A 12,489-nucleotide genomic window follows, 5' to 3' on the forward strand; every position below is an offset into this window, starting at 1 on the left:
AAGGCCGCCATGCGGATATTGCTGATAGAGGATGATGCCGAAATGGCCGGCTTCATCGCCGACGCGCTTGCAGCGCAGGGCCAGGATACGGTTATCGAGGCGGAGGGCCGGCAGGGCCTGCGCCGTGCGCAGAGCGAGAATTTCGACGTTCTGATCGTTGACCGGATGCTGCCCGATATGGAGGGTGCGCAGCTGGTGTCGCAAATGCGCGATCTTGGCCTGTCCGAGCCAATCCTGATGCTTACGTCGCTGGGCGCGATAGAAGACCGCGTGAAGGGACTGGCCAGCGGGGCCGACGACTATCTGGTCAAGCCGTTCGCCATAGCCGAACTGAGCGCGCGTCTCGACGCCCTTAGCCGCCGGGGCAAGAGCGGGCTCAGCGACACCGGCGCTTGCGGGACGATCAAGATCGACCGCGTACGGCGCGAAGCCTGGCGCGAAGGGCAAAGGATTGTCCTGCAGCCCCGCGAATTCGAGCTGCTGGAGCAGCTCATCCGCCAGCAGGACCAGGTTGTGTCCCGTGCAATGCTGCTGGAACAGGTCTGGCATTTCCATTTCGATCCCCAGACCAACATTGTCGAGACCCATATGAGCCGGCTGCGGCAGAAGCTGAACGCCGGGTTCGATTGCGACCCGATCCAGACCGTGCGCGGCGTCGGGTACAAGCTGCGCAGCGATGCCTGACCGGCGACGCCGGCGCCTCGGCGCGATCACCCGGATCGCTGCGTCCTTCGTGATCTTCTACACGATCGCAACGTTGGCGCTGGGCGCCGCGATCTTCGTCATTGGCGAAAATGCACTGCGGGAACAGCTTGACGATCGGATCACGGCGGAAAGCGACTTTCTGCTGGACGTTCACAGGCTACGCGGCATGCAGGGCGTCGCGGGCACTTTGCGGCGGCGCGACGATCGCGGCGTGAATGCCCTGGGGTATCTTCTGACCGACCGTACCGGCCAGCGGCTGGGTGGCGAATTGACCACCGACCGCCCCCCCGCTGGCTGGGCCCAGATCGAATTTCGCGATCAGGACGGCAAGCGCAACGTGGGGCGCGCGCTGACCGTCGATCTTGCGGGCGGCGGCAGCCTTACCGTGGCGATGGAAATGGCACCGGAGCGTGCGCTGCGCCGGACCACTTTCCTGCTCTTGGTGGCGGGGGTCGGCGCGACGCTAATGGGCGGCATAGTGGGCGGCATATGGTTGACCCGCGCTATCCGCTCGCGCCTCAAGGCGATGAACACGACGGCGCAGGGGATCATCTCGGGCGACATGAACCTGCGCATGCCGGTCGTGCAGCCCCGGGACGAATTCGGGCAATTGGCCGAAACTCTCAACACCATGCTCGACCGACACAGTGAGTTGATCGAAAACCTGCGCGAGGTATCGAGCGGAATCGCCCACGACCTGCGCACGCCTTTGACCAAGGTGCGCCAAAGGCTGGAACGGATGGCCGCGCTGGTACCGGGGGGAGGCCTGTTGCACGAGGAGGTGGAGCGCACGATCGCCGAAGTCGATGCTACGCTTTCGATCTTCGCCGCGCTGCTGCGCATCGCCGAGGTAGAGGCCGGCACGATCAGGCAGTACTTTCGCGTGTTCGACCTCGGTGCGGCGGTCACCGATCTGTGCGAAAGCTACACTGCCGTGGCCGAGGACGGCGACAAGTCGCTGACATGCAGCCTTGCGGCAGACGTGAACATACTGGGGGACATGGAGCTGGTGGCGCAGGCCCTCGTAAACCTGCTGGAGAATGCGCTGCGGTATACGCCGCCACAGACCGTGATTGAGGTGATACTGGCTAATGCCGGTGGACGGGCAGTGCTGTCGGTGATCGACAATGGACCTGGGGTGCCGACAAACCGGCGCGACACGTTGACGCGGCGCTTCGTGCGCGGCGACCAGTCTCGTGCAAGTCCCGGCCACGGCCTCGGTCTCAACCTAGTGCAGGCGGTCGCGAAAGTGCACGGCGGGTGGTTGCAGCTCGAGGATGCACGGCCCGGTCTGCGTGTTGACATCGTGCTGCCTTTGTCGTCGGCGGACTGAACTGTGCTCAGAGCTCACGGATGATCCTCAGCCCGGCCTGCGGCCGCCAGCCCAGCTCGGTCGCGTGAGCCGCCCCGATTCCTGCCTGCATGGAAAGATGCTTCCCAAGATTTTGGTGCAACTGAGGCATGATGAGGGCCGCCTTGTTACCGCCTGACTTGAAGTTTACCTCGACGCCGACCCGGCTGGCATCCGACAGATCGTAAAAGGTCGAATGGTTCAGCAGCAGACGCCCTCCGCCGTCGTGGCCAGAACTGATTTCGCCGACGCCTGCCATTGCCAGCATGCTCCACCGGGCGTTCAGATGCATGCCGACGATATAGAGAGCACTGCTTTCCAACGCCCGTTCTCGCGGCTGTAGAGCCCCAGGTACTGGACCACAGACATGCGCTTCGGGAGTCCGCGTGAACCCGAGGATAGCACCCTCGGTGGCGGCATAACCGGAGCACCCTTCCAGACCGTAAAGCGAGGTGGACGTGGTATTGACGATGCGGCCATAGACGTGATGCCTCATGGCATCAGTGCCTGACACCCGGGCTTGTTCGAAACAGCCTTTCGTAGATTGGATATAGAAGGAATGAAGTCGCAATGAGAGCAGAAACACGACTTGCACCGCGCCGATCAGCATTGACGGCAGTCGGGCTGGCGCTCGCCGTCGCAGCTTCGCCCGCGCATGCTGCAACCTGCGCTGCCGAGGGCGAGACCCGGCCCGGGGCCGAAGCGCCGCTGGTGATCGACGCGGATTGCACGGATCCCGACTACAACGAGAACAACTTCGTTATCGACAGTACCAAGTCGCTCACCCTCGCGTTGCCGGATGGTTCGTCGATCCCCTACACCGAGGTAAAGGGGCACTTTCCCGCGACGCACACGGCGGGGCAGCTTGCCCAAGGCGTGACCGGAAGCCCGACCACGGCGAGCCATGCCGTCACTTGGGCTTTCCCTGACCGGGCAAACTGGCACAATCGCTTCTTTCAGCAATCCTATCCGCTGCCATTCGAGTCGCTGAATGTCGTCGACAGCGTGTTCGCGTTCACCCACGGCGGCTACACGGTAAGCGTCATGCCGGGCAACACCGTGACCGGCTACCGCGTCAGCGCCGCCGCCGCGAAGCTGGCTAAGGCCTATGCCGACCGGCTCTACGGCAACACCGCGCGCATCTACGGCTATATCTACGGCCAGAGCGGCGGGTCGGTGCAGATGATGGGTGCGAATGAAGGCACCACGGGCGTGTGGGACGGCATCGTGCCCGTGGTGATCGCCACCGACGGCCTCAACATGCATTCGTTCCAGTGGGACGCGCTCTATGCGCTGGCCGTTCCTGAGGCGAAGCGCCTCGCCGTGGCAGCTGCGGTCGCGCCGGGCAGCGGGCGCGATCTCTATGAAGGGCTGACCGTTGAGGAACGTGCCGCCCTGGACGAGCTTCTGAACGCCGGCTTCGCGCGCAAGGCGCTGGAGGACTGGACGTTCGAGGTGGGCGCGGCGCTGCCCTTGTCAGGCGCGCTCGCGCAATACGACCCCGGCTACGAGGACGATTTCTGGTCCAAGCCGGGGTACGAGGGCGCGAACCCGCCGGCCTATCTCGCCGCGGCCAAGGTCGACGGTTTCGCGACCATCACGGGCGTACAGCATGACAGCAAGGGTGCGGTGACCGCCATCCGCTTCGATTCGGCGAGCGTCCCCAAACTCGGCTCGATCGGCGCGGAAGGACTGCAATTCTACGTCTATGGCGCCGACGGCGTCACGCAGGTGACGAAAGGCGACGCGCGCACGCTCTCGGCCAAGCTTGCCGGCAACACGCTGACGCTCGAAGGCGACAACGATCCGGTCCTGCTCGGCGCCTTGTCGATGGGCTCGAAAATCCGGATCAACAACCGCTTCGTCTTGGCGGCCTGCTTCTACCCACGCCACTCGATCCTGGACAACGGCAGCCCGGCTTATAACCAGTACAGGAACCCGGATGGGACGCCGAAATACGTCCAGCGCGACATCCAGACCGCCTATAACGCCAATATCGGCGCTTCTGGCGGGCGGCGGCAGACCGGCAACATCAAGGTCCGCACGATCGTGCTCGAAAACCTGTTCGACCCGGCATCCTACCCCTATGTCGGCGGCTTCTATGCCGATCAGGTGCGCCGGGCGATGGGCCCGCGTGCGACCGATGACATGTTCCGCCTCTATTATCAGGACAATGCCCCCCACGGCGCGTTCCCCGCGATCACGCCCGGACCGGAGGCGGCACGGCAGGCGACCATGACCGCGAGCGTCGGCGGCCTCCTGAACCAGGCGCTGCTCGACATGGCGGCATGGGTGGAGCGCGGCGTCGCACCGTTGCCGTCCACGCGTTACAGCCGCGATGCGATGAACCAGATCGTTTTGCCGGACAGCGCCGCGGCACGCGGGGGCTTGCAACCCGTGATCGACCTCACCGCCAATGGTAGCGTCCGCGCCGAGGTGGCCGTCAACCAGCCGGTGACGCTGTCGGCGCGGGTCGTCATGCCTCCGCACGCCGGCAAAGTCGTCCGGTACGCCTGGTATCTGGGCGCGCCGGATCTGGAGTTCGAGCCTGTCGTCCCCGTCCCCAACCCGGGGAGGGTCGCAAAGGTGCAGCGCACGGTTCGCTTCAACGCGCCGGGCGACTATGCAATTACGCTCCGGGTCGATGGGCAGCGCGACGGCCGAAACGACGTCAACGGGACCACCTTCCTGCAGAATGTGGGCAGGGTGCGGGTCGTGGTCCGCTAGCGCTTAATCGAACCCCGACCGCTCCGTACCGTCATAACGAGCGGTCGGTGATGATCTTCGGATCGCTGGATCGCGGCATGGTCTTCGCTGACCAGCCAAGCCTCGACGTCGTTCATCGAGGGGAAGGCAAAGATAGACACCGCGTCGATCTTCGAGCGTTCCGGGTCCTTCTGGGTCAAGCCGATGATGTGCATCTGCGTATAGCGTCGCACGAACTTCTCGGTCGCCCCTTGGGCAAGCACAAAGTCGGCATGGCCGTGCAGCAATTGAGTAAGCGCCGATGGAAGGCGGCCTTGTTGCCGGCACCGGAATAGGAAAGCTCGCGGCCTTTGAGGAGGCGTGAGCATGGACATCGAGCAGTCAAACGAGCCTCGTATGAGCGGTCGCGGAGATGGCGGAGCGCTTACACGGGTGGAGCGGCGTCGGAACTGGAGCGACGAGGAGAAGCTGGCGAGCTTGAAGGAGACGACGGTGCCGGGGGCGATCGTGTCGGCCGTGGCTCGGCGGCACAGCGTTGGAACAGGCCAGCTTTATACCTGGCGCAAGCAGCTGCTTCGCGGAGCGATGGCGGGCTTCGTGCCTGTCGAACTGGCAGCATCATCGCCGTCGGCCAAAGCTCGAGAAGCTGGGCGGATCGAGGTTGGAGGGCGGTGTTGGTTGATGGCGATGTTGATCGGGCCGCCCTGAAACAGGTGGTGATGGCTAGCAGCGCCTTGCTGGCTCACCTTATCGTCAATCGCTTTGTCGATCATCAGCCCTAGCACCGGCAGTCGGTGATCTTCCGACGGGTGGGGCTTCATATCGATCGGGATGTGATGAGCCGTTGGGCACGGAAACTGGCATGGCTGCTCGCGCCACTGGGTGAGCGGCTGTTCGCCTATATCCGGGAAGCCGCCAAGATCCACGGTGACGACACGCCGGTCACCTTGCTGGGCAATGGCGACGGCAGTCGGACCAGGCACTTCTGGGTGTATCTGCACGATGATCGTTCAGGCGGTGACAAGAGCCCGCCTGCCGTAGCCTTCCGTTTCAGCGCAGATCGTGGCGGAGCGCATCCGGCAGAACATCTCGCCGGCTATCAGGGCTATCTACAGGCAGACGGCTTTGCCGGATACAATGCGCTTTACCGTGACCCCAAGACCAAAGCGCCCAGGGACATCGTCGAAGTAGGATGCTGGAGTCACAGCCGCAGGAAATTTACCGACATACTGGAAAAGAGCCCGTCACCGATTGCGGCGGAGGCGGTCGTGCAGATCGCCGAACTCTTCGCCATCGAGCGCGACATCAAGGGGGCGCCACCCGATGAGCGAGGACGGGTCCGCCAGATCAAGGCGGTGCCGAAGCTGGAGGCTTTGCGCGTCTGGCTCGAAACCCAGAACCGTGGCCTGTCGTCCGACAGCAATCTGGCGCGGGCCTGCCGCTATCCGCTCAATCGCTGGCAGGCCATATTCCGCTATTGCGATGATGGTCGGCTCAAGATCAGCAACAATCTGGTGGAAAACGCGCTGCGCGGTGTCGCGCTCGGGCGCCGGAACTGGATGTTCGTCGGCTCCATGAAGGGTGGAGAGGCCGCTGCGCTCTTCTATGCCCTGGCCGGCACATGCCGGCTCAACGGCGTCGAGCCTGAGGCGTGGTTCACCGACGTCATCGAGCGCATCGGCAACCACCCGATCAATCGGATCGATGACTTTTTGCCGTGGAAATGGCAGGCATCAAGGCTGACCAACGATCTGGAGAAGGCTGCGTGAGCAACGGCACAGTCGTGCGGATGAAGATTACGCTGGACGATGTCACACCGGCCGTCAGCCGAACGCTGGAGGTGCCGCTCAATATCCGGCTCGACCGTCTGCACACCGTCTTCCAGACCGCCTTCTCGTGGACGGACTCTCATCTGTGGGAAATGAGCTTCGGGCAGACCGGCTTCGGCATCCCTGATCCTGAATATGGCTTTGACGGGCCGCTCGACGCCCGTAAGGCCACTCTCGCCCAGGTCCTGGCGGATACGAGGCGCAAGACCTTCCGATATCTCTACGACTTTGGCGACGCCTGGGAGCATAGCGTCAAGATCGAGCGCGTCAGCGCGGCCAGCCCGCACCTGACATATCCGCTCATCCTCGATGCGGTAGGCATGCGCCCGCCAGAGGACAGTGGCGGACCATGGGGCTATGCCGAAAAGCTCGAAGCGCTCGGCGACCCCCAGCATGAATATCATGAAGAAGCGCTCGATACCCTCGGCGACGACCATGATCCCAACGCCCAGCCCGATATCCCCCTGATCGAGGCAAGGCTGGAAGCGCTCGCGAAAAAATGGGCGCCACGGACACGCCGGAAAGCCTGACAGGCCGCGTCAACGCCACCTTCCGTCGGCGCTTACCCGCAATTGACGTGAAACTCGTCCCGGTCCAGGCCGGGCCGACGCATGTTGATCTTGACGAGGCTGATCGGGTCGCGGTGCAGCTTGGACGGGATCAGATGAACTCGCGCGTGATCTCGCGCCTCACCATGGGGAATGCGGTCTGTTCGTCGGGGATGATGCGTTTGGCGAACTTCTCCTGGTCAAGCGTCGCCGCGATGTCATCTTCGTCCGCGTAGGTGATGTACGCCAGCCCGTCCCAGCGTGAGCGGCCGAATGGCGGCACCCGCTTCCACGGATCGGACGTCAGCCGTCCGCTCTCGTCCATCATCGCCCGATAAGTCGGCCTGAAGAAGGAAGAAGGACTGGGGGCAAGCGATGCACCTGTTCGTAGCGCAGCACCGTTCGAAACAACTGCCCGGTCCGTCCCAGGCGAACTTGTGACGATGCACCTTGCGCCAATATTCGCCTGCCTGCCTGCCTGCCTGCCTGCCTGCTTGCGCCGCATAACGGTCTGCTGCGCGCAGGCCTCAACGTGCCTGCGGCAATGGTATGAGATATCGGCTTCCAGATATGCGCCGTTTCCCGATCGATGAGAGTGGCTTTCAGGCGCCGGCCCTGAGCGTTTGCCCGCGAGGTGCGTGGCGATGTGAAGGCCAGCGATGCCTCCGCCTAAGATCACAAGATTATGGTCTGACTCCATAGGGATACCCCTATAGCCGTGATCGGTCTGGATCGTCCTAGCCGGAACAGTGCACCGGCCGGGGCAGTTCCGCAGGTTGCCTTATCGAGGATCGCGAGTGCGGCGAAAGAGTCACGTCCCCACTCAATCCGCCGCTGCGGGCCTGCTCTTGTGCTGGGCAAGGGTCGAGACCAACTGGCGCACGCTTTCGCGCAACGCATCCACGTCGTCGGGGCGGTATCCGTTGGCCATCGTCTCGGGTACGTGGAGCGCCTGTGCGCGCAGGGCCGTCCCAGCGAGCGTCAGTTCCACCAGCACGCGCCGCTCGTCCGTCGTATCGCGCCTGCGTGTCACGAACCCTGCCGCTTCCATGCGCTTGATCAGCGGGGTCAGTGTGCCACTGTCCAGATAGAGGCGGGCACCCAGTTCCCCCACCGACTGGACCCGGTGTTCCCACAGCACCAGCATCACCAGATACTGCGGGTAGGTCAGGCCCAGCTTGGCCAATACCGGGCCGTAAAGCCGGTTAAGCAGGTTCGTGGCGGCGTAGAGCGGGAAACACACCTGCCGATCAAGCAACAGCGGATCGTCTTCGCCCGCCTGCGTCGCCACGGCCTTGCTCATCGGGTGGTGACGGTCAGTGCGACGTCGACATTGCCGCGAACCGCGTTGGAATAGGGACAGACCGCGTGTGCGGCCTCGACGATCTCTTCCGCCTTCGCCTGATCGAGCCCGGCGATCGCAACGTCAAGCTTCACCGCCAGCTTGAACCCACCGTCGCCGTTGGCCAGCATGCTGACCTCGCCCACCACTTCGATGTCGTCGTCGCGCACCTTGTCCGACTGGCCGCGCGTGACGTGAATCACCGCGTTCTCGAAACAAGCCGCATATCCGGCTGCGAACAGCTGCTCGGGATTGGTGGCACCGCCTTTGCCGCCCAGTTCCTTGGGCAGCGCGAGGGCCAGGTGAAGAATGCCGTCCTCGCTCCGGACGCTTCCGCTCCGGCCGCCGATGGCGGTTACCTTGGTCGTGTAAAGATGGTTCATCGTGTCATACTCCATTCAACATGCACGAACATGTAGATTGTAAGCAATCTAATTGCCAGCAATAGATTTGCATTTTGCGGCTAGAAGCCGTGGCCGTGGGAGGCGACGAGCTTCGATGGAGGCGACAGCAGAATAGGGCGTCGGGGGCGCGACGCGCCTTTTCGAAACAGATTGATTGACAATCGGACGATTTTGTCCGCTTAAGGTGTGGTGACTTTCCGGATCGATGCACAGCGCCACCGTCAGGCATTGTTGAAAGCTGCGCGAGAGGTGTTTCTCTTGCATGGCATCACCGCACCTCTTGAACTCGTTATCTCCCGGTCAGGCCTTGGCCGTGCCACCTTGTACAGGCATTTTCCGGACCGCGCATCGCTCGCGCTGGCGGTAGGATCGCAGAGCCTCGATAGCCTCGCGGTGTTGGTGGAGACCGGAAATGGTAGCGCCTCCTTGCAAGACATTTTCGATCACCTGGTCCGGTCCCTCACGGCAAACCCGTTTCTGGCTGATGTCTGGCGGGTCGCTTCGTCCCGAACGGAAGAAGCGCGGCAGCTTATCGATCGGTTTTGCGCGGTGTTCGAGGCGCCGATCCGGCAGGCGATCGCAGAAGGCACATGCCGCCCCGATCTCAAGCCCTCGGACATGTTCCTGGTCATGGCCATGCTCGGCAGCTCCATCAGGGAGCCCGACAGCGAGGCACGGCATCGGATGATCGAACGGATGAGGGAACTGATAGGGGAGGGACTATGGCCGCGCCCACTGTCATGAACGCGCCGTTGGAACCCACCCCCAACTGGACCGACGACGAAAAGCCGTCGATGCCGGGATCGCCATCGACGCCGAAGCATAGCACGCCGGTCCGTGCGGCCTACATCGCGATCGCGTTCTTGCTGGGAATTACCGGTGGTCTGGGCAACGCCCTCGTCAGCGCCAATCTGCAGAACATACAGGGCTCTCTGGGTCTGACGCCAGTAGAAGCCGCCTGGCTTCCCGCCGCCTATCTGATGGTCAACATTTCGACCAGCTTGATCCTGTTCAAGTTCCGCCAGCAATTCGGGCTACGCCTGTTTGCCGAGATCGGCCTGCCATTGTACGTCGCGGCGACCATCCTGCACCTGTTCGCGGATAGTTATGCCACAGCGTTGCTGGCTCGCGCGGTCAGCGGGTTCGCTGGCGCGACGATCAGCACGCTCGCAATATTCTACACCTTGCAGGCGTTTCCCAAGGCCCAGCTCGGTCAGGGCCTGGTAATCGGGCTGGGCATTTCGCAATTGGCGACGCCGCTGGCCTGGCTCCTCTCGCCAGCCTTGCTCGATCTGGGCGAATGGCGGACGCTGTACCTGTTCGAAACCGGGTTAGCGCTTTGCTGTCTGGCCGCGGTGGTTTCGCTCAAGCTGCCACCCGGTATCCGCATCAAGGTATTCGAAGGACGCGACTTCTTGACTTTCGCCCTGCTGGCGCCTGCGCTTGCGCTGATCGTCGCGGTGCTGGCACAGGGCCGGACGCAGTGGTGGACCGCGCAGCCCTGGATAGCCGGCGCCTTGGTCGCCGCCATCGTGCTGCTGGTCGCCGCCGTCGTGGTGGAGCACCACCGCGCCAATCCGTTGATCCAGACGCGCTGGCTGGGCACGGCGTCCACGATCCGCTTCGCGATCGGTGCGCTGGGAATCCGCTTCCTTCTTTCCGAGCAGACCTATGGTGCAACAGGCCTTTTGCGGACGCTGGGCATGGGCCCAGATCAGTTACAGCCGCTGTATGCCGTCATGTTGCTCGGCCTGGTGGTCGGGATCGGCACCAGCGCGCTGACCTTCAACCAGAAGGCGGTGATCCCGCAGATCCTGGCGTCGGTGGCGCTGATCGCGATCGGCAGCTTGCTCGACTGGAATGCCACTAGCCTTACCCGCCCGCACGACATGTTCCTCAGCCAGTTCGTGATATCCACGGCCGCCGGTCTTTTCATGGGTCCGCTGCTGCTCGTCGGCGTCATGAGCGCGCTCAAGAACGGGCCGAACTATATCGTGAGCTTCGCCGTGCTGTTCGGCGTGAGCCAATCCATCGGCGGCCTGGCCGGACCCGCGATCTTCGGCACCTTCCAGCAATTTCGAGAGCACGAATATTCGGCGACGATCAACGCCGGTGTCGATCCCACCCGCCCGATCGTGGCGCAGCGGCTCCAGATCCAGGGCCAGGTCTACGGCCAGGTCATGTCGGATCCCGTGCTGCGCCAGGCGCAGGGTACAGCCCTGCTCGCACAGACATCGACCCGCGAGGCGAACGTCCGGGCGTTCAACGACGTGTTCCTTTTGAACGGTATCCTGGCGCTGCTCCTGTTGAGTTGGTCGCTGTTCCACGTCCTTCGTATCGCCATCCAGGCAAAGGCCAATCCCCCAGCTCCCGCCGGTCCGTCGACCGGCGCGGCGGCCCCGATCTGAAAGAACCCCAATGGCAGACACGCCGATCATCCGTCCGGAGGAAGACGAGCCCGACGAACACACGTCCACATTGGTGGATGCGAGCGGTCAACCGTTGAATGCGGACGCGGCAGCCGCAGCAACCGAGCCTCCCAAGACCGTCAAGCCACGGCGCCTTACCGTCCTGATCATGGCTGGCGTCGCGCTGATCGGGGTGCTCCTGATCCTCGCGGCGTGGCGGATCTGGCCATTTACGACCACCGTCGTCGTCACCGAGAACAGCTATGTCCGCGGTCAGATCACCGTCATGTCCCCGCAAGTGAACGGTTACGTCGCCGAGGTGCTGGTGCGCGACTTTCAGCATGTGAAGGAAGGTCAGCCGCTGCTGCGGATCGATGACCGCATCTACCGCCAGCAGCTCGAACAGGCGGAAGGCCAGCTCGATGCGGCCGAAGCCAACCTTGCCAATGCCGCGCAGACGATCGCGCAGAACCTTGTCGACGTCGAAGCCCGCCGCGCCGACCTTTACGCTGCCGAGGCCGAGCGCGACCGGGCCCGAGCCGACGAGGAGCGCGTCAACGACCTGGCCACGCGCGGATCGGTATCACTGCGAGAACGTGACCAGATCCGCGCGACCGCGCGATCGGGCGCCGCGAACGTGCTGAAGGCGCGCGCCGCCATTCGCATCGCGCAGGAGACGGTGAAAGCCACGCGCGTGTCACGGCTCGGCCTCGAAGCACAGGTAAAAACCGCCAGGGCGCAACGCGATCTCGCGCGGATCAACCTCGCCAACACCATCATCTATGCGCCCATGGCCGGACAGCTTAGCGAGGCGAGTGTCCGTCAGGGCCAGTACGTCTCGGCCGGATCGCAATTGCTGTTCCTGGTTCCCGAAAGCCTCTGGATCATCGCCAATTACAAGGAAACGCAGACCCGCACGATTCGGCCCGGCCAGGTCGCCACTTTCAAGGTCGATGCGCTGGGGAATGAGCCGCTCGCCGGGCATGTCGAGGGTTTCGCACCGGCGACTGGATCGGAGTTCAGCGTGCTCAGGCCGGACAACGCCAGCGGCAATTTCACCAAGGTCGTGCAGCGTATCCCGATACGGATCACGATCGATCCGGGCCAGCCGCTAGCGAAGCGGTTGCGCCCCGGCATGTCGGTCGTCACGCGAGTCGAGACGGCGGGCGCTTCGGGTGAGGGCAGCGCCCGATGAG

At 63.6% G+C, this 12,489-nt stretch carries 14 protein-coding genes; 9 read left to right on the top strand and 5 right to left on the bottom strand.

Annotated elements, in window-relative coordinates; all coding sequences use genetic code 11:
- Positions 1-9 precede the first annotated feature (9 nt).
- Both SKA58_RS16555 and SKA58_RS16560 read left to right on the top strand, forming a co-directional pair.
- Positions 10-684, top strand: a complete 675-nt coding sequence (locus tag SKA58_RS16555) for a response regulator transcription factor (RefSeq protein WP_009823630.1) — start codon at positions 10-12, stop codon at positions 682-684.
- Positions 677-2,038: a HAMP domain-containing sensor histidine kinase gene (locus SKA58_RS16560; RefSeq protein WP_009823631.1), complete on the top strand. Its 1,362-nt coding sequence runs from the start codon at positions 677-679 to the stop codon at positions 2,036-2,038. The genes SKA58_RS16555 and SKA58_RS16560 overlap by 8 nt, the downstream gene beginning before the upstream one ends.
- A 7-nt stretch (positions 2,039-2,045) precedes the next feature.
- Here SKA58_RS16560 and SKA58_RS19220 read toward each other — a convergent pair whose 3' ends face one another.
- Entirely contained in the window at positions 2,046-2,666 is a 621-nt protein-coding gene (locus SKA58_RS19220) for a hypothetical protein (protein ID WP_009823632.1), read from the bottom strand.
- Here SKA58_RS19220 and SKA58_RS16570 point away from each other — a divergent pair.
- Positions 2,666-4,783 carry a PKD domain-containing protein gene (locus tag SKA58_RS16570; protein ID WP_009823633.1) on the top strand — a complete coding sequence of 706 codons (2,118 nt, stop codon included), beginning with the start codon at positions 2,666-2,668 and terminating at the stop codon, positions 4,781-4,783. The two genes, SKA58_RS19220 and SKA58_RS16570, sit on opposite strands and share 1 nt — an antisense overlap.
- Here SKA58_RS16570 and SKA58_RS16575 read toward each other — a convergent pair.
- Positions 4,780-5,025, bottom strand: coding sequence for a hypothetical protein (locus tag SKA58_RS16575; protein WP_232209465.1), 246 nt, complete (start codon positions 5,023-5,025; stop codon positions 4,780-4,782). The genes SKA58_RS16570 and SKA58_RS16575 overlap by 4 nt on opposite strands.
- 103 nt (positions 5,026-5,128) lie before the next feature.
- Between SKA58_RS16575 and SKA58_RS16580 the strand changes: the two genes are divergently transcribed.
- The 3 genes from SKA58_RS16580 to SKA58_RS16590 all read left to right on the top strand — a co-directional run bounded on the left by SKA58_RS16580 (position 5,129) and on the right by SKA58_RS16590 (position 7,121).
- On the top strand, positions 5,129-5,470 hold the full coding sequence (locus SKA58_RS16580; protein WP_009823635.1) for a transposase: 342 nt from the start codon (positions 5,129-5,131) through the stop codon (positions 5,468-5,470).
- A gap of 86 nt (positions 5,471-5,556) precedes the next feature.
- Positions 5,557-6,531, top strand: a complete 975-nt coding sequence (gene tnpC / locus SKA58_RS16585; protein ID WP_156784256.1) for an IS66 family transposase — start codon at positions 5,557-5,559, stop codon at positions 6,529-6,531.
- Positions 6,528-7,121 (top strand): plasmid pRiA4b ORF-3 family protein, encoded by a 594-nt coding sequence (locus SKA58_RS16590; protein WP_232209467.1) that lies wholly within the window; start codon positions 6,528-6,530, stop codon positions 7,119-7,121. Before tnpC ends, SKA58_RS16590 begins: the two co-directional genes overlap by 4 nt.
- 130 nt (positions 7,122-7,251) lie before the next feature.
- On the opposite strand, the gene SKA58_RS16595 is transcribed toward SKA58_RS16590, so the two are convergent.
- The 3 genes from SKA58_RS16595 to SKA58_RS16605 all read right to left on the bottom strand — a co-directional run bounded on the left by SKA58_RS16595 (position 7,252) and on the right by SKA58_RS16605 (position 8,864).
- The gene (locus tag SKA58_RS16595) at positions 7,252-7,467 is read right to left on the bottom strand and encodes an EthD domain-containing protein (protein WP_009823638.1); all 216 of its coding nucleotides are present in this window, start codon (positions 7,465-7,467) and stop codon (positions 7,252-7,254) included.
- A 495-nt stretch (positions 7,468-7,962) separates the two neighbouring features.
- Positions 7,963-8,442 (bottom strand): MarR family winged helix-turn-helix transcriptional regulator, encoded by a 480-nt coding sequence (locus SKA58_RS16600; protein ID WP_009823639.1) that lies wholly within the window; start codon positions 8,440-8,442, stop codon positions 7,963-7,965.
- Complete coding sequence (locus SKA58_RS16605; RefSeq protein WP_037543988.1) at positions 8,439-8,864, bottom strand: organic hydroperoxide resistance protein; 426 nt, start codon at positions 8,862-8,864, stop codon at positions 8,439-8,441. The genes SKA58_RS16600 and SKA58_RS16605 overlap by 4 nt, the downstream gene beginning before the upstream one ends.
- A gap of 210 nt (positions 8,865-9,074) precedes the next feature.
- On the opposite strand from SKA58_RS16605, the gene SKA58_RS16610 reads away from it, so the two are divergent.
- Genes SKA58_RS16610 through SKA58_RS16620 form a run of 3 tightly spaced genes read left to right on the top strand, consistent with a single transcriptional unit; the run spans position 9,075 to position 12,488 of the window.
- Positions 9,075-9,629, top strand: coding sequence for a TetR/AcrR family transcriptional regulator (locus SKA58_RS16610; RefSeq protein WP_198005998.1), 555 nt, complete (start codon positions 9,075-9,077; stop codon positions 9,627-9,629).
- Positions 9,608-11,293 (top strand): MFS transporter, encoded by a 1,686-nt coding sequence (locus SKA58_RS16615; protein WP_232209468.1) that lies wholly within the window; start codon positions 9,608-9,610, stop codon positions 11,291-11,293. The genes SKA58_RS16610 and SKA58_RS16615 overlap by 22 nt, the downstream gene beginning before the upstream one ends.
- Positions 11,294-11,303: 10 nt before the next feature.
- Complete coding sequence (locus SKA58_RS16620) at positions 11,304-12,488, top strand: HlyD family secretion protein (RefSeq protein WP_009823643.1); 1,185 nt, start codon at positions 11,304-11,306, stop codon at positions 12,486-12,488.
- Position 12,489: the final 1 nt, after the last annotated feature.

The organism is Sphingomonas sp. SKA58 (assembly GCF_000153545.1).
Lineage (GTDB): Bacteria > Pseudomonadota > Alphaproteobacteria > Sphingomonadales > Sphingomonadaceae > Sphingobium > Sphingobium soli.